Annotated in this window: 15 protein-coding genes and 2 pseudogenes; 14 read left to right on the plus strand and 3 right to left on the minus strand. The window is 67.2% G+C overall.

Annotated features, from left to right (window positions below; genetic code table 11):
- From G9E11_RS20750 to G9E11_RS03145, 3 genes and pseudogenes are all read right to left on the minus strand, one after another.
- Nucleotides 1-644: pseudogene (locus G9E11_RS20750) on the minus strand (ABC transporter substrate-binding protein); the annotation flags it as partial.
- 171 nt (nt 645-815) lie between these two features.
- Nucleotides 816-2933 carry a murein biosynthesis integral membrane protein MurJ gene (gene murJ, locus G9E11_RS03140; protein WP_190603609.1) on the minus strand — a complete coding sequence of 706 codons (2118 nt, stop codon included), beginning with the start codon at nt 2931-2933 and terminating at the stop codon, nt 816-818.
- A gap of 72 nt (nt 2934-3005) precedes the next feature.
- Nucleotides 3006-3506 carry an NUDIX hydrolase gene (locus G9E11_RS03145; RefSeq protein ID WP_190603610.1) on the minus strand — a complete coding sequence of 167 codons (501 nt, stop codon included), beginning with the start codon at nt 3504-3506 and terminating at the stop codon, nt 3006-3008.
- A gap of 195 nt (nt 3507-3701) precedes the next feature.
- On the opposite strand from G9E11_RS03145, the gene G9E11_RS03150 reads away from it, so the two are divergent.
- The 14 genes and pseudogenes from G9E11_RS03150 to G9E11_RS03215 all read left to right on the plus strand — a co-directional run bounded on the left by G9E11_RS03150 (nt 3702) and on the right by G9E11_RS03215 (nt 21584).
- Complete coding sequence (locus G9E11_RS03150) at nt 3702-5240, plus strand: CCA tRNA nucleotidyltransferase (RefSeq protein ID WP_190602825.1); 1539 nt, start codon at nt 3702-3704, stop codon at nt 5238-5240.
- Nucleotides 5237-5818, plus strand: coding sequence for a histidine phosphatase family protein (locus G9E11_RS03155; RefSeq protein ID WP_102972578.1), 582 nt, complete (start codon nt 5237-5239; stop codon nt 5816-5818). The genes G9E11_RS03150 and G9E11_RS03155 overlap by 4 nt, the downstream gene beginning before the upstream one ends.
- Before the next feature lie 585 nt (nt 5819-6403).
- Nucleotides 6404-6577, plus strand: coding sequence for a hypothetical protein (locus G9E11_RS03160; RefSeq protein ID WP_190602827.1), 174 nt, complete (start codon nt 6404-6406; stop codon nt 6575-6577).
- A 142-nt stretch (nt 6578-6719) separates the two neighbouring features.
- The gene (locus G9E11_RS03165; RefSeq protein WP_190602829.1) at nt 6720-8189 is read left to right on the plus strand and encodes a glycosyltransferase family 87 protein; all 1470 of its coding nucleotides are present in this window, start codon (nt 6720-6722) and stop codon (nt 8187-8189) included.
- Nucleotides 8182-9621: a phytoene desaturase family protein gene (locus G9E11_RS03170; RefSeq protein WP_190602831.1), complete on the plus strand. Its 1440-nt coding sequence runs from the start codon at nt 8182-8184 to the stop codon at nt 9619-9621. The genes G9E11_RS03165 and G9E11_RS03170 overlap by 8 nt, the downstream gene beginning before the upstream one ends.
- A gap of 80 nt (nt 9622-9701) precedes the next feature.
- Nucleotides 9702-11687: a penicillin-binding transpeptidase domain-containing protein gene (locus G9E11_RS03175; protein ID WP_190602833.1), complete on the plus strand. Its 1986-nt coding sequence runs from the start codon at nt 9702-9704 to the stop codon at nt 11685-11687.
- Nucleotides 11688-11826: 139 nt separating this feature from the next.
- Nucleotides 11827-13509, plus strand: a complete 1683-nt coding sequence (locus tag G9E11_RS03180) for an ABC-F family ATP-binding cassette domain-containing protein (RefSeq protein ID WP_190602835.1) — start codon at nt 11827-11829, stop codon at nt 13507-13509.
- 127 nt (nt 13510-13636) lie between these two features.
- Nucleotides 13637-14833, plus strand: coding sequence for an MFS transporter (locus G9E11_RS03185; protein WP_190602838.1), 1197 nt, complete (start codon nt 13637-13639; stop codon nt 14831-14833).
- Nucleotides 14834-14896: 63 nt separating this feature from the next.
- Nucleotides 14897-16399, plus strand: coding sequence for a bifunctional phosphatase PAP2/diacylglycerol kinase family protein (locus tag G9E11_RS03190; RefSeq protein WP_190602840.1), 1503 nt, complete (start codon nt 14897-14899; stop codon nt 16397-16399).
- Between the two features lie 144 nt (nt 16400-16543).
- Nucleotides 16544-17488: an ABC transporter ATP-binding protein gene (locus G9E11_RS03195; protein ID WP_190602841.1), complete on the plus strand. Its 945-nt coding sequence runs from the start codon at nt 16544-16546 to the stop codon at nt 17486-17488.
- Between the two features lie 4 nt (nt 17489-17492).
- Entirely contained in the window at nt 17493-18371 is an 879-nt protein-coding gene (locus G9E11_RS03200) for an ABC transporter permease (RefSeq protein ID WP_190602843.1), read from the plus strand.
- An 18-nt stretch (nt 18372-18389) separates the two neighbouring features.
- Entirely contained in the window at nt 18390-19748 is a 1359-nt protein-coding gene (locus G9E11_RS03205; protein WP_190602845.1) for a sensor histidine kinase, read from the plus strand.
- Nucleotides 19749-19813: 65 nt separating this feature from the next.
- Nucleotides 19814-20542, plus strand: coding sequence for a response regulator (locus G9E11_RS03210; RefSeq protein ID WP_190602847.1), 729 nt, complete (start codon nt 19814-19816; stop codon nt 20540-20542).
- Nucleotides 20543-20625: 83 nt separating this feature from the next.
- Nucleotides 20626-21584 (plus strand): annotated as a pseudogene (locus G9E11_RS03215) (intradiol ring-cleavage dioxygenase).
- Nucleotides 21585-21603 lie beyond the last annotated feature (19 nt).

The raw sequence follows: 21603 nt of genomic DNA on the forward strand, positions 1-21603 counted from the left end.
GCGGCGGCTGCACCGGCTGCCGGACCCGCGACGGGGCGGGCGGCCGGAAGCGGCGGCACGACGGGAGCCTTCCGCACCGGGGCTGTGGGTGCCTGCGCAGGAGCCTGCTGCCCGCGCCCCTGCGGAGCCGCTGCCCCGTGGGTGGACCGGCCGCCGGCAGGGGCCGGGGCGGTGGCAGGGTACTGCTCGCCCGGCCCGGACTGGCCTTCGCTGTAGTTGATGTACCCGGCTTCGACCTCGTCGTCTTCGTCGTAGGTTTCGGGTTCGTGGGAGCGCGCCTGGCCGAAGATCTCGCTGCCCAGGGTGTCCGTAAAGAAGGGCTCCACGTAGGGCGGATTGGAAGCAACCACAAGGTCCAGCAGGTCAGCGGCGGAGGTGTGGTTGGTGATCAGGTAGGTCGTGGCGTCGCTGACACCAAGGTCCAAAATCTGCACGTTCCCGGGGCGCTCCCCCGTGGCCACTTCGCGGGCACTTTGAGCCACCTGATCGGCGTTGTACGGGCCGGCCACCAGGATGCTGACCGAACGGTTCAGCACCTGGTCCACACCGTCCAGCACCAGATCCTGGTCATGCGAGCTCAGCACTGTGGCCGTGACCTTGTAGCGGCCGCCAAGTACTGATCCGACATCGATCGGGTGGGACACGTGTTCCTCCTAGCCTGTCCGGGAAATGCTTCTGGCCCTGGCGATGCATCGCCCTGAAAGGCCTCCGGCGCGCCGGCGGACCCGTGGTCTGCAACTACCTTAGTTCCCCTCGATCCTAGCCGATGCTGTGCCACGGCCGCGGATGACGGGGCTGGCTGGCTGCCTCCCGGGCTACTTTTTCTTCCTCCGCCGTGACGGGAAGTGGGGGTTCTGTCCGGGGGTTCCCTGGTAGGTCCGGCGGCCGGGGAGTGGGATCTCCCCGCGGAGGGCGTTTCCACGGGCCGTCCCGGGGACGTCTTCCTCAGGAAGGTAAGTGGCGGCGTCGTAATCTTTCGGCTGCGGCGCCGGCCCGGCGCGGAAGGAGGCGGAATCGAACTCGCCGGAAATCCGGGGAATCAGGCCGGTGTCCGAAGAGACCGTGGCGCGTTCCGGCGTCGGACGCCGCAGTGCAGCAGTGCCAGCGGACGCCCCGGCAGCCGAAACCCCGGCGTTAGCCGCGGCAGCGGGAGCAGCTGCCGGTGCACCGGAATCCCCGCCGGAACCGCGGCCCAGCCGCCCCAGCAACGGCCGCAGCAGATCGCGCAGCTCGGTGACGCGGAACAGCTTCAGCAGCAGCAGGTACACCGCCAGCATGACGGGCCCGACCACGATGATGGTCGCCAGGGCGGCCGGCCGGCTACTCCAGGCGAAGCCCACCGGGCTGTAGCTGCCCATAAGCCACAGCCCACCCACACCGGCGATGGCCGAGCCGAGGGCGGCGTAGCCCATACGGATGTATGAGTTGACGATCCGCGGACCGTCCAGGTGCCCCAGCAGGCGGCGCAGGAAAATGGCGGAGACGACCACCGAGAGGATGTTCCCCGCGGTGTAAAGGACGGCGATGGCGAAAATAATCTGGTCGAACGGCAGGAACTGGATGAAGAACGCCGCCACCACATTCACCAGGGCCAGGACCAGCTGGATGTAGAACGGCGTGCGCGCGTCCTCGTTGGCGTAGAAGACCCGGGACATCATGAAGTTGGCGCTCATGAACGGGGTGCTCAGCGCCAGGATGGTAAGCGTCTGCGCCAGCATTACGCCGTCCGTACGGGCACCGCCGGAGAAGAACATGCCCAGCGGCCCGGCGAGGGCGAACAGCGCCAGCGCACCGAAGACGGTCGCCACGGCCATGGTCCGCAGCCCTTGCGACAGGGCTTCGCGGAGCTCCGCGCGGTTCCCGTCCTGGGAAGCCCGGGTCATCCGGTTGAACAGCACCGTGGCGAGGGAGAGAGCGATTATCGAGTGCGGGAGAAGGTACAGCTGGCTGGCCACTTCCAGGACCGCGTTGCCCGGAAGCATGTCACCGGCGGGGTCGCCGGCCTCCTGCAGCCGGAGCCGCTCGGCTCCGGGGATGGTGGCGATGCGCATGACGTACAGGAACGCGAGCTGCCCGGCAGCCGCGGTCAGGAGCGTCCAGACACTTAGCCTGGCGGCATGGCCCAGCCCCACCCCGCGCCAGCCAAAGCGCGGCCGCAGCCCCAACTTCAGCCGGAATACCGGGATCAGGAGGATGGCGGTCTGGGAGAGGACGCCGATGGTGGAGAAGCCGGCGACGAAGAACGTCTGGGACGCACCCCAGTTATCCAGCGAGTGCCGGTTGACATTGTTGGCGCCGAAGATCCAGATGAACATGCCAAGGCCGGCAATGGCCACGATGTTGTTCAGGATGGGGGCCCACATGGCCGGGCCGAAGGCGCCGTTGGCATTGAGGACCTGCGTCAGCAGCGCGTAGAGGCCATAGAAGAAGATCTGCGGCAGGCACCAGAAGGCGAAGGTAACAGCCAGTGCCTTTTGCTGCGGCGAGTAGCCCTGCGTGGTGAGTTCGATGACGGCCGGCGCTAACAGCGTGACCAGCAGGGTCAGGGACAGAAGGACGAGAACTGCCAGCGTGAGCAGCCTGCTGATGTAGTCCGCTCCCCTGTCCGGAGCCTTGCTGGCTTTGATGATCTGCGGGACCAGCACGGCGTTGAACACCCCGCCGGCCACGAGCAGGAAGATCAGGTTGGGCAGGTTGTTGGCGTTGATGAACGTGTCATTAACGGTCGAGCCCAGACCCAGCGCGGCGCCGAGCATCCAGGTCTTGCCGAATCCCAGCACACGCGACACCAGCGTCCCGGCAGCCATGATGGCGCTGGAACGGGCCTCGCCGGGTTGCGCGGCACTGGAGGCTGCCTCGCTGGCGGGCGCTACACCGGGCGGTGTTTCGCCCGGCTGCGCGGGCTGGTCGGAGGACGGATTGGCGGCTGACATCGTCTTCATCGTCTCACCTGGGCGCTGATATCGCGGCACGCACGGGGGTATCCGGCAGGCATTGCCGGACGGTCAGAGGTGCTCGGGAAGGACTTCGCGTGCCAGGTCGGCGATGCGGCGTTCATTGGGGAACGAAAGCTTGCGCGCAAGCTCATGGATGGGAACCCAGGCAACATCAACCGCTTCCTTGTCAGGATCGTTTTCGATGGTGAGTTCGCCGCCGGTGGCGCGCAGCAAGTAGTGGTGCACCGTCTTGTGCACGCGGTGCCCGCTGACGGTAAACCAATAATCGATGCTGCCCAGCGGGGCCAGGATCTTGCCGTCGATGCCGGTTTCCTCGGCAATCTCACGGACCGCGGCTTCCTCGTTGTTTTCCCGGCCCTCGGGGTGGCCCTTGGGCAGGCACCACTCCAGCCGTCCGCCCCTGTTAAGGCGGGCAATAATCGCTACCCTCAGTTCGTCGTCGGAGGTGTCCACCACGACGCCTCCGGCGGAGACCTCCTCGACGGTGGGGAGCGAGGCCGGGGCCGAGTGCGGTGCAGGCGCGACATGGGCACCGATTGCCGACGGCAATGGTGGGTTCGTCCTCCTGCCGGGAGCGCTCGGTACTGGATGGGCCATGCAGTCCACTCTAACGACTCTTGCCCCGCCGTGATGACCGGGACATGGCTTCCGGGTGGACTGCATGTGACGGGCTTTGCCGGCGCCGTCGCACAATGACGGGATTTGGTACGGTGGGGGTCGGTTTTCTGACAAGCTTAAGTAACTATGGCGCACGCACATCAAAAGACTGATCTTCACACCGTTGACTTCCAGGTGGACCCGGTGGTCCTGGAGCTCGGTCAGCGGTTCGTGGACGCCGGTCATGAGCTGTCGCTCGTCGGCGGCCCGGTCCGGGACCTCTTCCTGGGCCGCACCTCCCCCGACCTCGATTTCACGACGGATGCGACGCCGGACCAGACCGTGGCGCTGATCAGGAAGTGGGCGGACAACTTCTGGGAGATCGGCCGTGCCTTCGGAACGATCGGCATGCGCAAGGCCGGCTTCCAGATCGAAATCACCACCTACCGGGCCGAAGCGTACGACCCAGAGTCCCGGAAGCCCGTGGTGGCCTTCGGCTCCTCCCTCACGGACGACCTGCTGCGCCGCGACTTCACCATCAACGCCATGGCCCTGCGGCTGCCCTCGCTGGAACTGGTGGACCCGTTTGGCGGAGTCCGCGACCTGCACGCCTCCGTGCTGGCCACCCCTGGTGCACCCGAGGCGTCCTTCTCCGACGATCCGCTGCGGATGATGCGGGCCGCGCGGTTTGCGTCCCAGCTGGGAGTGTCCGTGCGAGACGATGTCCGCGTTGCCATGACCCGGATGGCCGAGCGCATCAGCATCATCTCGGCCGAGCGCGTCCGCGATGAGCTGGTCAAACTCGTCTGCGGGCAGCATCCCCGCGTGGGCATCGACCTGCTTGTGGATACCGGCCTCGCCGAGTTCGTGCTGCCCGAGGTGTCCGCGCTTCGGCTCGAAGCGGACGAACACCACCGCCACAAGGACGTCTACCAGCACTCCCTCCAGGTCCTGGAGCAGGCGGCCGCCCTGGAGACTGATTCCGACGGCGCCGTCCCCGGCCCCGACTTTGTCCTGCGGTTTGCGGCGCTGATGCACGACGTCGGGAAGCCGGCTACGCGCCGGTTCGAACCGGGCGGCGCGGTCAGCTTCCGCCACCACGACATGGTGGGGTCCAAACTGACGACGAAGCGGATGAAGACGCTGCGCTTCGACAACGACACCATCAAGGCGGTGGCCCGCCTCGTGGAACTGCACATGCGCTTCTACGGCTACGGCGAGGCCGGCTGGAGCGACTCGGCCGTGCGCCGCTACGTGACCGACGCCGGGCCCCTGCTGGAGCGCCTGCACTGCCTCACCCGCTCCGACGTCACCACACGCAACCAGCGCAAAGCCGACCGGCTGTCCTTTGCCTACGATGACCTCGAATCCCGGATTGCCGCCCTCCGCGAGCAGGAATCCCTGGATGCGGTCCGTCCGGACCTGAACGGCGCCGAGATCATGGCCTTGCTGGATCTCAAGCCCGGGCCCGTCGTGGGCAGGGCGTACAAGTTCCTGCTGGAGGAACGGATGGAAAACGGCCCGCTGGACCCTGCTGACGCCGAGTCCCGGCTCCGGGCCTGGTGGGCTGAGCAGCCCGAAGCCGTTGCCCCTGCCACATCTGAGTCTCCCGACGCTCCTGCTACTTCTGTGTCGCCCGGCTCTCCTGCCGACGTCGAATCTTCCCTAACCGAGGAGTCCAAGTGAACGCCGCCAACATCGCCCGACCCCAGCTCTGGATCCTGCGGCACGGCGAAACCGAATGGTCCAAGAGCGGCCAATACACCGGGCTGACGGACCTGCCACTGACCGTGGAGGGCGAGCAGCAGGCAGTCGAGGCCCGCAGAATCCTGGACAGCGTTGATTTCGACCTGGTCCTGACCTCTCCGCTGCGCCGCGCCCGGCGCACCGCGGAACTCGCCGGGTTCCCGGATGCCGTCCACGAACCGCTCGCCGTGGAATGGGACTACGGAGACTATGAGGGCATCAGCTCGGACCTGATCCGCAAGGACAACCCCGACTACCTGATCTGGACGCACGGGGTTCCCAACGGCGAAAAGCTGCATGATGTGGCTGCCCGGGCAGACAAGATCGTGGCCCGGGTGCTGGAGTCAGGGCTGGACAACGTCCTGATTGTGGCCCACGGCCACTTTTCCCGCATCCTCACCGCCCGCTGGCTGGAACTCGAACCTGAAGAGGGGCGGCACTTTATTCTGGGAACAGCAAAAGTTTGCACCCTGGGCTGGGATAAAAGGACGCCTGCCATTGTCCGCTGGGGCCTCTAAAAGGTTCCTTAGCATTTGTTTTTCGAATTTTTGGAAAATAAGTAGTCAACCAGATCATACGTGGTGTACTTTTATTCCTGACCCCAGAGCGATCCGCCAGGGTCCATGGCGCACGTTGCCCGGCCAGTCAGCCGGCACCGGCAGAGCTGAAAAGGAGGTTGGGAAAAATGATTACTTTGACTAGCGGATGGAAGATGACCATTACCGCGTTCCCGGCCTTCGTTGCTGACCCGCGCCCTCTTCACGGACTCGCCCGAGCCTGATTCTGACGGCCCTGACCTTCTCCCACTTGTAAGGGGAGCGCAGGCGGCCAGCGGCAGTCAATTCTGCCGCTTTCCCAGAAACTCTGACCCCGGCGGTCTGCCGTAGCGGAACCACGCGGTTGCGCAGCTCCCCCATAATTCGGAACCCGCTTCCTGTTGGGCCTGCCGCGCTGCCGTTCCGCGGGCCTGTGCCGCTTTTCCGATTCCATTCCCTTACCGGGCATTTCTTTGCCCTTTTACGGCCATTTCTTTGCATCCCCGAATGGCTCTAATTGCCGCGCCCGCATTCTTTTCATCACTTTATGAAGGGAGGTGAAAAACCATGCTCCGCAAATTACAGGAGGTTTTCTCCGACCGTGGTTCCGGCGGTGATGCCGGCCTTTCCGGTCCCGAGCCCGCAACGGTCCAGCAGTCACGGTTCGACGGCCAGCTGCTGGACCAGAAACGGGAGGACGTCTCTGTGCTCATGCATCAGCAGATGAGCGGTATGCGCTGAACCCACACCCTTCGCAGTTCTCGATCCGCGGCTTCGATCCAACGAGGAGGATCCGGTGGGCCACATCGGTCAGCAGTTTTCGAAGGGAGCCCGCGCGGCTTGGCGCGGGCTCCCTTCTTTTAACGTGGGTAAGCTCGAGACCATGCAGGAGACACAACCGCCGCCCGATCGAAAGCTCGTGCGCATGGTGGTGCCGAGCCGCAGCGACCGGCTCCTGCGCAACTTCACCGAGCTCATCGGCGGGCCCCTGGGCCGGCGGTCTGCCCCAGGGGTGGTCGCGCCCGGCTTCTTCACAGTGGAACGCGTGCTGATCATCCTGACCGTGCTCGCCGCCCTCGCTGCCATCGCCGTTAAGGATTACTGCCGCGTGAACGGCTGGGAGACGCCGTCGCAGTTCTACGCGACCTGCTATTCGGACTTCCCGGAGCTGTTCCGCAACCGGGGCCTGGGCGACGGGGCCTTTCCGTTTTTCACGCCGGATGCCTTTTTCGAGTATCCGGTCCTGATGGGCCTGATTGCCGGCATTACGGCCCGCCTGGTGCCCGGCGAGGGGGTCACCGACGCCCGCATCCTCGGTTACTTCGATGTCAACTCCACCCTGATTGCCGCCGTCTGGATTGTCACCGTGCTGGCCACGGCCCGCATGTCCCGCCGCCGGCCCTGGGACGCGGCCATGGTGGCCCTGGCGCCGGGCATCGTCCTCGCCGGAGTGATCAACTGGGACATGTGGGCTGTGGCAATGCTGGCCCTCGGCATGTACTTCCTCTCCCGGGATCGGCTGGTCCTGGCCGGCGTCCTGATCGGGCTCGGGACTGCCACCAAGCTCTATCCCGTCCTTGTTTTCGGCGCCATCTTCCTGTTGGCCCTGCGCACAGGGAAGATCCGTGCGTTCCTTGTCCCGGCAGCATCCGCCGCCGCGGCCTGGCTTGCCGTCAATCTGCCCATTGCCGCGCGGGACCCGGCCGGCTGGAAGTACTTTTTCGAGTTCACGCAGGACCGTCCCGCCGGCTACAGCTCGCCCTGGTTTGCTTACAACCTGGTGGCCGGGCGGGTGCGCTGGACGCTCCTTACGCCGGAGGCCATCAACACGCTGGCTCTGAATGTGTTCCTGCTTGCGTGCGTCCTCATTGCGGTCCTGGCCCTGACCGCCCCGCAACGCCCGCGGATTGCGCAGCTGACCTTCCTCATCGTGGCGGCCTTCATCCTCACCAATAAGGTCTACTCACCCCAGTTTGTCCTGTGGCTGGTGCCGCTGCTTGCCCTCGCCCGGCCGAAGTGGCGTGACTTCCTGGTCTGGCAGGGCATCGAGGGGCTGCATTGGGCCGCCATCTGGATGTATCTTGGCCAAGTGACCAGCGGCGGCGTATCACAGCACAACATCGACATGCCCTACTACGTCCTGGCCGTCGTCGCCCATATGCTTGCAACTGCATATCTCATGCTGCGGGTTGCCTGGGACATCTGGGACCCCCGCTACGATCCGATCCGGCGGCACGCCATGGACGACCCTCATGGCGGTCCCTTCGACAACGCCGCGGACAGCCTGCGGATCGATCTGCTCCGTCCCTCTGCGTCTCTGGTTCCGTGGCGGACGGTGGCCCGCGATGCCTGACGTCGCCGTCGTTGGTTCCGGACCTAACGGACTCGCCGCCGCCGTCGTCATGGCGCGGGCGGGACTCAAGGTGCACGTCTATGAGGCCGCGGACCAGCTCGGTGGGGGCTCCCGGACGTCGCAGGTCATAGAGGAAGGGCACTGGCACGACGTCTGCTCGGCCGTTCACCCGATGGCTCTGGCCTCGCCCTTTTTCCGGGCCTTCGAGCTGGCGCGGCGGGTGGACCTGCAGCTTCCCCCGGTGCAGTTCGGCTCCCCGTTGGACGGTGGCCGCTCGGCCCTCGCGTACCGCTCGCTCGACCGGACCGCCGACGAGCTGGGCCGGGACGGCCGCGCCTACCGCAGGCTCCTCGCTCCGCTGGTGCGGCACATTGACGGGATTGTGCAGACCACGTCCGACCAGTTGCTGAGGGTTCCCGGCCACCCGCTGGCCGCTGCCGTTCTGGGTCTGCGGACCCTCGAGCAGGGATCGCCGTCGTGGAATTTGCGGTTCCGGGAGGACAGGGCACCTGCGCTGGTCAGCGGTGTGGCCGCCCACGTCGTGGGGCGGCTGCCGTCGCTGTCCGGGGCGGGGGCCGGCCTGTTACTCAACGCTTTGGCGCACAGCGGGGGCTGGCCCATTCCGGTGGGCGGATCCTCTGCGATCGCCGAAGCGATGGCCACGGACGTTGAGGCCCACGGCGGTGTGCTGCAGACGGGTTTCCGTGTCACCTCGCTGGCGGAGCTCGAACCGGCGAAGGCGGTGCTGCTGGACGTTGCGCCGCCCGCCCTCGCACGGATCGCCGGCAGCCGCCTGCCCGCCTCCTACCGCCGCGCGCTGGAGTCCTTCCGGTTCGGTAACGGCGCGTGCAAGGTGGACTTCATCCTGTCCGGGCCCGTGCCATGGGCAGCTGCAGGACTGGAAGGGGCCGGAACGGTGCACGTGGGCGGCACACGGGCGGAGATGGCCGAGGCGGAGAACGCCGTGTCCCAGGGCCGGCACCCGGAGCGGCCCTACGTCCTGGTCTCGCAGCCATCCGTCGTTGACGCCGGCCGCGCGCCGGAAAGCAGGCATATCCTCTGGACCTACTGCCATGTGCCAGCGGGGTCCACGGTGGACATGGGCCGGGCTGTGATGAACCAGCTGGAACGCTTCGCGCCCGGGTTCCGTGACCTGGTGGTGCGGTACAAGGTGACGACGGCGGCTGAACTGGCCGCCTACAACGAAAACTACGTCGGCGGTGACTTCAGCGCCGGCCTCCTGGATCCCCGGGGGCTGATCCAGCGTCCGGTCGTCTCGCCCGTTCCATGGCGCACTCCCGCCCGCGGCGTGTATCTTTGCTCCTCCTCGACGCCGCCGGGACCCGGCGTCACCGGCATGCCCGGGTTCCACGCGGCGAAATACGCTCTCAAGGACATATTTGGATTGGACGTCCCTGCCCTTGGCCTTTAGCCCGCGATTCTCCCGCAAGCGCGAACGGGTGTCGCTGTGGCGTGGCTGGCGCGGGGCCGCCGCCGGGGGATAATAACGCAGTGGGGAACACTAAAAAACTTTCACTTGTCCTTGCCGGTCTAATACTCAGCGGCTCACTGGTGGCCTGCGACGACGGCCGCGGCGGCGCGGAAGCCGCGGCGAAGCAGCTGGCTTCCGCCGTCGCCGGCCTCGACCTCCGCCCGGTGGCCTTCGACGGCCGAGACTCGGCAGTGGCCAACGACCAGCTCAACCAGGTCTTCAAGGCGCTGGCGCCGGCCAAGCCCTCGGTCCAAGCCGGCGAGCTGACGCTCGACGGTGACACCGCCCGGATACCGCTGAACTACAGCTGGAAGATTTCCACCGGCGAGTGGAAGTACACCGTCTCGGCCGACCTGCGGAAGTCCGGCGACAAGTGGCTTACCGTCTGGTCGCCCGGGCTACTCGTCCCCAACTTGGCTGAAGGGGAGATTCTCAGCAAAGCCACCCAACCGTCCCCGCGCGCCGACATTCTCGGTGCCGGCAACCAGAAGCTCGTGACGTTGCGCCCGGTGGTCAACGTAGGCATCGACAAGCCCCAGTTGGGTGGCGCCGATGCCGCAGATTCGGCCACCAAGCTCGCCAAGCTGGTGGGCGTGGATCCCGCGGCCTACGTGCAGCAGGTGGCGGCGTCCGGCGCGGAAGCGTTCGTTCCGGCCATCACCCTGCGCAACACCAGTGACCGTGCAGTGACCGACGCGGAGATCGAGGCCATCCCCGGTGGCCGGGCCATCCCGGACGAACTGCCGCTGGCACCGACGCGGAACTTCGCGCGGGCTGTCCTCGGCACGGTGGGCGAAGCCAGCGCCGAGCAGATTGAAAAGTCCAACGGGACCCTGACCGCCGGTGACGTGATCGGCACCGGCGGACTCCAGCAGCAGTACGACGCCCAGCTCCGCGGCACGGACGGCACCGTCGTCCGGGTGCAGCGCGCCGATCTGACCCGGGAAGAGATCCAGGCCGCACCCACGGACCCGCGGCGCACGGTCTTTGAGGTGCAGGGAGTTCCCGGCACGCCGTTGCAGACCACCCTCGACACGAAGCTGCAGCAGCTCGCGGAGGACACCTTGGCCGACATCAAGCCGGCGTCCGCCATCGTGGCGATCCGGCCGTCCACGGGAGCCGTCCTGGCCGCCGCATCCGGACCCGGGAGCAACGGCTACAACACCGCCATGCTCGGCCAGTACGCGCCGGGATCCACTTTCAAGGTGGTGGACTCCCTCGCCATGATTCGCAACGGATTCACCCCCGATTCCACCGTTGAATGCACGCCCACGCTCACCGTCGACGGCAGGAAATTCAAGAACGCCGAGGGCTATCCCAAGGACTCGCTCGGATCCGTGACCCTGCGTGATGCCTTCGCCCACTCCTGCAACACCGCCTTCATCGCCGCCCGAGACAAAGTCACCCAGGCCCAGCTGGAGTCGGCCGCTACCTCCCTCGGGGTGGCTGTGGAGGCACCGAAGCTGGGCGCCGAGGCGTTCCTCGGCTCCGTTCCCGGCGAGGCCGAAGGAACTGAGCACGCGGCAGCCATGATCGGCCAGGGCCGGGTGCTGATGTCCCCGCTGTCGGCAGCCGTGATGGCAGGCTCGGTGGCGAAGGGCTCGCCCGTTTCCCCGGTCCTGGTGGAGGAGACGGCTCGGGAAACATCGTCGGCCAGCCCGGCGCCGACACCGGAAGGCTCCGCCCCGTCGTCGACCGTTACAGCGGAAGCCCCGGCCAAGACCGCCCAGACGCCCGTCACCAAAGCGGAGGCCGCGGCCCTCGCAGACATGATGCGGGCAGTGGTGACTTCCGGCCACGCCGGATTCCTGGCCGAGGTCCCCGGCGAACCCGTCGGTGCCAAAACGGGAACCGCGGAGTTCGGCAACGCCAACCCGCCCAAGACGCACGCCTGGATCATCGCCGTGCACGGGGACCTGGCAGTTGCCGTGTTCGTTGAGGACGGCGGGCTCGGCGCCACCACCTCCGGCCCGCTGCTGAAGAAGTTCCTGACCGCCGCCGGCTGACGTTTCGCGCTGACGCCCGGGGCATCCACCCCCATCCGCACCACGCCGGAGTTTTTGTCCACTTGTCGCGACTTTGAGGCCCTTTGGGCACGACATTTGGACAAAAACTCCGGCGGGCGGGGCGTGGGAGAATTGCCCGGTGGCCCATATTGACGTTTCCGGCATTGACTACTTCCTCTCCGACGGCACGCAGCTGCTCAACGGGGTGACCTTCAAGGTCCCGGATGGCACCAAGACGGCGCTCATCGGACCCAACGGAACAGGAAAAACCACCCTGTTCCGCATCATCTCCGGGGACCTGACCCCGGACGAAGGCGTGATCGGCCGCTCCGGAAACATGGGCATCATGCGCCAGTTCGTGGGGCAGGTCCGGGACGACTCCACGGTCCGCGACCTGCTCGTATCCGCCGCCCCGCCGGCGCTGGCGGAGGCCGCCCGCGCCGTGGATGAGGCGGAGCTGGCCATGATGGAGCACGACGACGAGCCCACCCAGATGCGGTACGCCCAGGCGATCGTCGACTGGGGAGACGCCGGCGGGTACGACGTCGAGACGGTCTGGGACGAGGTCTGCATGGCTGCTCTGGGCCTGCCCTTTGACCGCGCCCAGCACCGCCGCGCGTCCACGCTGTCCGGCGGCGAGCAGAAGCGGCTGGTGCTGGAGGCGCTCTTCGCCGGTCCCGACGAACTCCTGCTCCTCGACGAACCGGACAACTACCTCGACGTCCCGGGAAAGCGCTGGCTCGAGGACAAGCTCAACGAATCTAAGAAGACCGTGTTCTTCATCAGCCACGACCGGGAGCTGCTGAACAACGCCGCCGGCCGCATCGTCACGCTCGAACCGGGCATCAACGGGGCCGGGGCCTGGATCCACGGCGGCGGCTTCGGCTCCTACGTCGAGGCACGGGCAGACCGGAACGCCCGCTTCGAGGAGCTGCGCAAGCGCTGGGACGAGGAGCACTCAAAGCTCAAGGAACTCGTCAACATGTACAAGAACAAGGCCGCCTTCCGCTCGGACATGGCCAACCGCTACCACGCAGCCCAGACCCGCCTGGCTAAGTTCCTTGAGGTCGGGCCGCCGGAAGCCCTGCCGATCGAGCAGAACGTCCAGATGAGGCTCAAGGGCGGCCGCACCGCCAAGCGTGCCGTCGTGGCCGAAAAGCTGGAGCTGACCGGCCTCATGAAGGCCTTCTCCACGGAGATCTGGTTCGGCGACCGGGTGGGCGTGCTGGGCTCGAACGGCTCCGGCAAGTCGCACTTCTTGCGGCTGCTCGCCACTGGCGGCACGGATCCGGAGCGGGAACACCTTCCGGTGTCCGACGTCGAAATCGCCGAAGTGCCCCACGAGGGCACCGTGAGGCTTGGCGCCCGTATCCGTCCCGGGTTCTTCGCGCAGACCCACGTCCGGCCCGACCTGATGAACCGCACGCTGCTCGAAATCCTGCACCGCGGCGACGAGCACCGTTCCGGCCTGGGCCGCGAAGCCGCTGCCGGGGCACTCGACGGCTACGGGCTGGCAGGACAGTCGGAGCAGAAGTACGAGTCGCTCTCCGGCGGCCAGCAGGCGCGGTTCCAGATCCTGCTGCTGCAGCTCTCCGGTGCCACGCTGCTCCTGCTGGACGAGCCCACCGACAACCTCGACCTGCACTCGGCCGAGGCGCTGGAACGGGCCATTGACCACTTCGAAGGAACGGTTCTGGCCGTCACCCACGACCGCTGGTTCGCTCGCACCTTCGACCGCTTCCTGGTCTTCGGCTCCGACGGCAAAGTGTACGAGTCGGCCGAACCCGTTTGGGACGAGAAGCGGGTGGAGCGCGCCCGCTGATCGGGTTGTTCCGCTGATCGTGCTTGTCGAGATCACTGGTTTCGACAAGCTCAACCAGCGGCGGGCGGGTTTCGGCAGGCTCAACCAGCGGGGCAGACCCGACCGCCTGCGGCATTAGAGTTGTCGAATGACCTCAACGCAGCAGCTCGCCGGCCGGCAGGTTTCCGCAGCCGCCCTCGCAACGTTCATCATTTTCGGCGCGAACGGTTTGGTCTTTGCGAGCTGGGCTGCCCGCATTCCGGCTGTCACGGAGATCCTGGGCATCTCGTCGGGCCAGATGGGGACCCTTCTGCTGTGCACCGCCGTCGGATCCCTGATCGCGCTCCCCACCGCCGGGCACGTCATCAACCGGATAGGCACCGCCAACACCGTCCGGGCCAGCGGCTTCCTGGCCGCACTGGCGGGTGTGGGAATCGCCGCGTCACTCCTCGCTGAGTCGGTGGCCGGAACCGCCGCCGCGCTCTTCTTCTTCGGCATCGGCATCGGGCTCTGGGACGTGTCCCAAAACGTCGAGGGGGCCGACGTCGAGCACCGGCTCCGCAAGACGGTCATGCCCAAGTTCCACGCGGCCTTCAGCGGCGGAGCCTTCCTGGGGGCCCTGATCGGGGCAGGCCTGTCGGGGCTGGGGGTTGGCCTGCCGCAGCACCTGCTGGTCATCGCCGTCTCGGTTGCCGTGCTGACCTTCGTGGTCCCCCGCTACTTCCTCCCCCACAGCGTCCCTGAACAGCCCGCCGAGGGCGAAGCCAAGGCGGCCCGCGGACCCTCCGCATGGCGGGACGGCCGCACCCTGCTGATAGGCGTGGTGGTCCTCGGTGCCACCCTGACCGAGGGTGCGGGCAACGACTGGATCGCCAAGGCGTCCGTGGACGGTCTGGGAACATCCGAGTCGACCGGCGCCCTGCTTTTCGCACTCTTCGTGCTGGCCATGACCGCCATGCGCTTCTTCGGCGGCACAGTCATCGACAAATACGGCCGGGTGGCAGTGCTGCGGGGAAGTATGGCCGCCGCCGCGGCCGGCCTGGCCCTGTTCGTCTTCGCCGGAAACCTCTGGCTGGCCGCTGTTGGCGCAGCGCTATGGGGAGTGGGGGCTGCCTTGGCGTTTCCCATGGGAATGTCGGCCGCGGCAGACGATCCGCGGCACGCGGCGGCCAGGGTGTCGGTGGTTTCCACCATCGGCTACGTCGCCTTCCTGGCTGGTCCTCCGCTGCTGGGCTACCTCGGGGACCTGACCGGAATCCACCTGGCACTGCTGGCCATCGGTGTGCCCATCCTGGTCGCCCTGCTGCTCGCCGGCGCCGCCAAACCCCTTCCCGTCCGGAAATGATCTTCGCGGAAGAAATCGGCCGTGGCGCGAACACACCCCAGTACCCGGCGGTAGGGTGGGGAAATGCGACGAATGCTGCGCCGCGGACCCGGCTGGGTGGCCGCCCTCGACCGCACGCTGATGCGGGCCGTCTCCGGCTTTCCGGGCGGACACCATGACACTTTTTTTCGGCGGCTCTCGGCTTCCGCCAACAAGGGAAAGCTCTGGTTTGGCGTAGCGGCCGTGGCCGCTGCCATCCCGGGACGCACCAGGCGCGCGGCAGTCCACGGGTTGCTGGCACAGGGTGTGGCCTCCGCCGTGACGAACCTCGTCTTCAAAACACTGCTTCCCCGCGCCAGGCCGCTGCCTGAGCACTTGCCGGTCTTCCGCTTCGTCCATCCCCAGCCCACCAGTTCGTCCATGCCGTCCGGCCACTCGGCCTCAGCGGTGGCGTTCGCCTTGGGCACGGGAATGGTGCAGCCGGCACTGGGGGCGGTCGTGGCCCCCGTGGCCGCGGGCGTTGCATACTCCAGAGTACATACAGGCGCCCATTGGCCTTCGGATGTGCTGTTCGGTTCCGCGATCGGGGCCGGTGCGGCCCTCGTGACGAGGAGATGGTGGCCGGTGCGGCCGCCCATGCCTGCCATCTCCAGGCGCCGTGTGGAGGCGGCTAAAGTCCCTCACGGGGAGGGGCTGAGCATCGCCGTCAACACCCTGGGCGGGTCCTTTACCGAGGAAACCGCCGCAGCCCTGAAAGAGGTATTCCCGCTTGCGCATATAACTCTCATGGCGCCCGAGGACGATGTCGCCCAGCGGATGGCGGAGGCAGCCACCGTTCCGGGCATCCGGGCGCTCGGGGTGTGGGGCGGGGACGGAACTGTGGGCACTGCCGCGGCGGCCGCCGTCGAGCATGATCTTCCGTTGCTGGTGCTGGCGGGCGGAACCCTCAACCACTTCGCCCGGGACGTCGGCACGCCCTCCCTGGTGGAGGCGGTAGCCGCAGCGGAAAGCGGTGAAGCGGCGCTGGCTGACGTGGGTGCCGTCGCCGTTGAACGCGGATTCGCGGACGATCCGGAAAAGCTGGAGCTCATCATGCTCAACACCGCGAGTATCGGGCTGTACCCGAACTTGGTGCGGCGTCGCGAACAGCTGCAGCCCGCCCTCGGGAAGCCGCTCGCCGGTGTCGTGGCGATGTTCCGGACATTCGCCGTGGAGAAACCAATTACCCTGATCGTCAACGGCGTCCGGCACAGGCTCTGGATCATGTACCTGGGCCGCGGCCGCTACTACCCGAGGGACCACGCCCCGCTCGTCCGGCCCGTGCTGGACGACGGCGTGCTCGACGTCCGGATGATGACCGCCGACGAGTCCTTCGCAAGGCTGCGCATGCTGTGGTCCGTGCTGACCGGCACGGTGGGGACGTCCCGGATCACCCACCTCGCCGAGGCCACCCGTGTCCGTGTGGAGTGCGGCACGGCGCCCATGGTGCTTGCGGTGGACGGCGAGGCCATGCCCGGCGTCCGGTCCGCCGAGTTCACCCTGAAGCGGGGCGCCCTGCGCTACTACTCACCCAGGGAAGACAGCTGAGGGCCTCATCCCACCGGATGACGCCGGGAAACCCTGATTAGCCCCTGAATCATCCCTGAGACCGGCGAATTCAGCAGGCGGCGTAGGTAGCGTGGAACGTGCACACCAGACAGCACGCCAGCAGCTATGCAAAGGAAAGCTTCCATGATTGAGGCAGAAGGCCTGACAAAGGTCTACGGCGACAAAACCGCCGTCGGCGGCGTCAGTTTCACCGTCCAAGCCGGCCAGGTCACCGGCTTCCTGGGACCCAACGGGGCCGGCAAGTCAACCACCATGCGCATGATCATGGGCCTGGACGCCCCGACGGCGGGAACGGTCACCGTCAACGGCGTCCCGTTCGCCCGGCACGCGGCACCGCTGCGGGAAATCGGGGCGCTGCTCGACGCCAAGGCAGTCCACACCAGCCGCTCAGCGTACAACCACCTGCTGGCCATGGCCGCCACGCACAGCATCCCGCGGAAGCGCGTGCACGAGGTCATTGATATGACAGGCCTCGCGGACGTGGCCCGGAAAAAGGTCAAGGGCTTCTCCCTTGGCATGGGCCAGCGGCTGGGCATCGCCGCCGCGCTCCTGGGCGACCCGCAAACCATCATCCTGGACGAACCCGTCAACGGCCTCGATCCGGAAGGCGTGGTCTGGGTGCGCAACCTGGTGAAGTACCTGGCCTCCGAGGGGCGCACGGTGTTCCTGTCCAGCCACCTCATGAGCGAGATGGCCCTGACCGCCGATCATCTGATCGTGATCGGCCGCGGAAAGATCATCGCTGACGCTCCCATCAAGGACATCATCACCGGCAAGGGCCACACCCGGACGCGGGTGCGCTCGGACCAGCCCGACAGGCTCATGCAGGTCCTCGCCGGAACCGGGGTCTCGGTAGAGCTGCAGGACCACGAGCTCCTTGAGGTCACGGGCCTGGACCAGCGCCAGATTGCCAGGAGCGCCCTGGACAACCAGGTTCTAATCTACGAACTCACCCCGCTCCAGGCGAGCCTCGAGGAGGCCTACATGGAGCTGACCAAGGACGAGGTCGAATACCACTCGCTGATCACTACGGGAGCTCCGGTTCCCGCCCAGTCCGGAGGCAACTGACGCCATGAGTACATCGACTTCCACCCAGCCCGCCGCCGGCCCCGGCCGCGCCGCCATTCACAACGCAGCTAGCCCGGGGTCCGGTCCAAGCTTTTTCCGGGTCCTGAATTCGGAGTTCATCAAGTTCCGCACGCTCCTGTCCACCACGATCCTGCTCGCCTCGACGGCCGTCGTCATGGTTGGCTTCGGCGCCCTGTCCGCCTGGGGAACCGGCCAGTTCGCAGACCAGGCCGCCTCCGACCCCGAGGCGGCTGCAGCGATTGCGGCGCAGGGCGGCGACCTCGTCGTCACGGTGCCCACCTCCGGCGTAGCCTTTGCGCAGCTGATCCTGGGCTCACTGGGCGTCCTGCTCATGAGCTCCGAGTTCACCACCGGCATGGCCCGCTCCACCTTCGCGGCTGTACCCAAGAGGCTGCCGGCGTTCGTCGCCAAGCTCGTGGTGGTCATCGTCAGCGCCTTTGTCCTGACGGCGGCGTCCACCTACGTCGCCGGTCTGGTGTCGGTGCCGATCCTGGACAACTTCGGCCTCAAACTGGACCTCGCCAGCTCGCAGTCGGTCAAGCTGCTCCTCGTCACCAGCGCCTATGTGGCGGCGGTGGCGGCAATCGGCATGGCACTCGGCACGCTGCTGCGGAATTCCGCCGGCGGCATCATGGCCCTCGTGGGCCTGTTCTTCGTGGCGCCGATCGCGTTCCAGCTCATTCCCGGCGACTTCTTCGAGGAGGCCCGCAAGTACCTCCCCGGAAACACGATCAACCCGCTGACCGCCGTTGAGCACGTTCCGGACACACTGGAAGTCTGGCAGGCGGCCCTCGTGCTGGGCGCCTGGGTGGTGGTGCCGGTGGTCGTGGCCATGATCCTGCTGAAGAAACGGGACGTCTAGCAGACCCGGGTTTTGCACATGATGAATGCTGTTTCGGTGAAGGACGCGCCAGCTACCCCGGCTGACGCGTCCTTCGCGGAGCTTGCTGCCCGACGGCGAGGCCGGGTCCGGCGCTACCTGTACCGGCGTCCGCGCGTCATGGACGCCATGGTGGTCGCCTGCTATTTGGTGCTGGTGCTGCCCACCGTGATCGACGCCGTGAATGCGGGCAGGTGGGCCGCGATCGGGCTGCTTGCCACTGTTGCGCTGTCCCTGTTCCTGCGGCGCCGGCGCCCGGTGGCCGTGGTGGTGTTCATCGCGTTGGCTGAGGTTGGCGTGACCCTGCTTCATCCGTGGGGATCCAACGTGTCGGCAGGGCTGTGGTTCTCGCTCTACGCCGTGGCCGTGGCGCACACGCGCCGCTTTGCCCTGGTCACGATGGCGGTGGCCTCAGCGCCGCTGGCACTGCTGTACTTCCTGGCCGCGGTGGGTCCGCTCGAGCGGGAGCTGCCCAGAGCTCCCTCCTCACCCGAGGAGTTCCGTCTCGTGACCAGCATTGCGGCGGGCACCAGCATCGTATTCTCCAACATCATCGCCACCGGCATCGGCATCTCCGTCCGGCAGCGGCGCGAGCACGAGCAGGAAACGGCAGCGTGGGCGGCCCGGGCCGCCCGCCTGGGGTCGGTCAACGAACGCAACAGGATAGCCCGGGAGATGCACGACGTCGTGGCCCACTCGCTGACTGTCATGGTGGCCCTGTCCGACGGCGCCGCCGTCGTGGTCCGAAGGGATCCGGAACGCGCAGCGGAGGTACTGGCGGAACTGTCCCGGACGGGCCGCACTGCCCTGGCGGACATGCGCCGGGTGCTGGGGGTCCTGCGGGATGACGCGACTGCCGGCCACGCGCCCCGTGAGCCGCTCGCGGATGGTGCCAGCTTCGGGAAGCTGCTGGACGGCTTCCGGGCTGCGGGACTTCCGGTCCATTACTCGCACACCGGCCCGGCACTGCCGGAGGACGTGGCCCTGCAGCTGACCGTGTACCGGATCGTGCAGGAATCGCTGACCAACGTGCTGCGCTATGGCCGGGCGCTAAGCCGGGTGGATGTGTTGGTGGTGCGCGAGGATTCCACGGTCACCATTGAAGTGCTCGACGACGGCCGGGGCACCGTTGACGCCGTCGCCCCCGGCGGGGGCAGCCCGGGCGGCGCCCTAGCTGCCGCGCCGCTGGGGACAGGGCAGGGCCTGACGGGGATGAAAGAACGGGCCGGAATCTACGGCGGTACGGTGGAAGCAGGCCCGGCCGCCGGCGGCGGCTGGCGCGTGCGGGTTGTCCTGGCACTAAACGGCGGGACGCTGAACGGCAATATGCAGACCGGCACCACGCCGGCAGCACACTGACCGGCAGGACGCGGGACGGCAGGATGCGGGACGGCAACTTGGAGAACGGCAAAATGGGGGAACAAATGAACGAGTCCGGACGCCTCCGGGTCCTGCTGGCGGACGACCAGCCGCTGCTGCGGATGGGTTTCCGGCTCATCCTGGAGGGTGAGGACGGCCTTGAGGTGGTGGGTGAGGCTTCCGACGGGGCCGACGCCGTCCGCCAGGTGGGCCACCTCGATCCCGACGTCGTGCTCATGGACGTCCGGATGCCCACGATCGACGGGATCGAGGCCACCCGGGCCATAACCGGTTCAGGCTCGCGCGCCAGGATCATCATCCTGACCACCTTCGACCTGGACGAGTACGCCTTCGCCGGTCTTCAGGCCGGCGCCTCGGCCTTTCTGCTCAAGGATGTGGCACCCGCCGAACTGGTCCAGGCCGTGCGGGTGGTGGCGAGCGGGGACGCCGTCGTGGCGCCCCGGGTCACGCAGCGGCTACTTGAGACGTATGTCCGCGGGGCCGGGCCCGCCGCCGCGTCGGGTGGTCAGGGAACGGCGGCCCCGCCGGCCCCGGCACCTGCTCCGCGCGACCCGCTGCTGGAGGACCTGACGCCCCGGGAAACAGAGATGCTCGAAGCGATGTCCGAGGGGCTGTCCAATGCGGAGATCGCGCACCGCTATTTCCTGTCCGAGGCCACCGTGAAGACCCACGTGCGGCGGATTCTGACCAAGCTGCACCTCCGCGACCGCGTCCAGGCCGTGGTGTACGCGTACGAAACAGGCCTGGTGACCCCGAGCAACCCCGACTACTGAAACGGGCCGCTCGGCGAAACACGCATAGCGTCTGCACAGGGAGGCCCTATGCAGGCCATAGCCCGCTGGAGTTGGATGGTGCCATGACAACCGCGCCCCGCATCCCGGATGGACAGCAGCCCCGGCACGAGCCGCACCCCAACCATGACCGCGGGCTCGAATTCGATCTGTCCACGCTCGTGTCGCGACGCTCGCTGGGCATGTTCCTCGGCGCCGGCACGGCGGCCGCGCTGGCCGCGTGCACTCCCGGAGGGCCGTCATTGGGGTCGTCATCGGCGCCGTCATCGGCACCATCAGGATCACCGTCGGGACCGCCGTCGTCGGCTTCCGCAAGTTCAACGACGACGGCGCCGGCAGCTTCCGCTGCCGTCTCTGCTTCCGGGTCCCCCACCGTGACCCGGGCGATCGCCGAGTGTGGCGTGGAGATTCCGCAGGAGACAGCCGGGCCTTACCCCGGCGACGGATCCAACGGACCCAACGTCCTGGAAGCCTCGGGGGTGGTCCGGCAGGACATCACCTCAAGCTTCGGCACGTCCAGCACGAAAGCGGACGGTGTGCCGCTGACCGTCACGCTGACCCTGCTCGACAACGCTAATGGTTGCGTCCCGCTGGCCGGCGCGGCCGTCTACGCCTGGCACTGCGATAAGGAGGGCGGTACTCGCTCTACGATGCGGGGATGGAGAACGAGAACTTCCTGCGCGGCGTGCAGGAGGCGGACGCCAACGGCCAGGTCACCTTCAAGACCGTCTATCCCGGAGCCTACAACGGCCGCTGGCCGCACATACATTTCGAGGTGTTCGAGTCCATGAACAACGCCACGGCAGCCGGGCAGGTGCTTGCTGTCTCGCAGATCGCCCTGACCGGCGCCGCCTGCCGGGAGGTCTACGCCGTCGCTGGCTACGAAACCAGCGCCCGGAATTTCCCGAACACCACGCTGCAGTCGGACAACGTGTTCGGCGAGGACGGCGGCATCTACCAGCTGGCCACCATGTCCGGTTCCGTCTCCGGCGGCTACACGGCAGGGCTCAGCGTCACCATCTAGGGCAAGGCTAGACTCGGAG

The sequence above is a fragment of the Arthrobacter ipis genome (assembly GCF_014694315.1).
Taxonomy (GTDB): domain Bacteria; phylum Actinomycetota; class Actinomycetes; order Actinomycetales; family Micrococcaceae; genus Arthrobacter; species Arthrobacter ipis.

Coding starts and splice junctions, on each gene's coding strand:
- G9E11_RS03210 (WP_190602847.1), top strand. CDS start 19,814: ATGAACGAGTCCGGACGCCTCCGGGTCCTGCTGGCGGACGACCAGCCG.
- G9E11_RS03170 (WP_190602831.1), top strand. CDS start 8,182: ATGCCTGACGTCGCCGTCGTTGGTTCCGGACCTAACGGACTCGCCGCC.
- G9E11_RS03150 (WP_190602825.1), top strand. CDS start 3,702: ATGGCGCACGCACATCAAAAGACTGATCTTCACACCGTTGACTTCCAG.
- G9E11_RS03160 (WP_190602827.1), top strand. CDS start 6,404: ATGCTCCGCAAATTACAGGAGGTTTTCTCCGACCGTGGTTCCGGCGGT.
- G9E11_RS03195 (WP_190602841.1), top strand. CDS start 16,544: ATGATTGAGGCAGAAGGCCTGACAAAGGTCTACGGCGACAAAACCGCC.
- G9E11_RS03205 (WP_190602845.1), top strand. CDS start 18,390: ATGATGAATGCTGTTTCGGTGAAGGACGCGCCAGCTACCCCGGCTGAC.
- G9E11_RS03190 (WP_190602840.1), top strand. CDS start 14,897: ATGCGACGAATGCTGCGCCGCGGACCCGGCTGGGTGGCCGCCCTCGAC.
- G9E11_RS03185 (WP_190602838.1), top strand. CDS start 13,637: ATGACCTCAACGCAGCAGCTCGCCGGCCGGCAGGTTTCCGCAGCCGCC.
- G9E11_RS03165 (WP_190602829.1), top strand. CDS start 6,720: ATGCAGGAGACACAACCGCCGCCCGATCGAAAGCTCGTGCGCATGGTG.
- murJ (WP_190603609.1), bottom strand. CDS start 2,933: ATGTCAGCCGCCAATCCGTCCTCCGACCAGCCCGCGCAGCCGGGCGAA.
- G9E11_RS03200 (WP_190602843.1), top strand. CDS start 17,493: ATGAGTACATCGACTTCCACCCAGCCCGCCGCCGGCCCCGGCCGCGCC.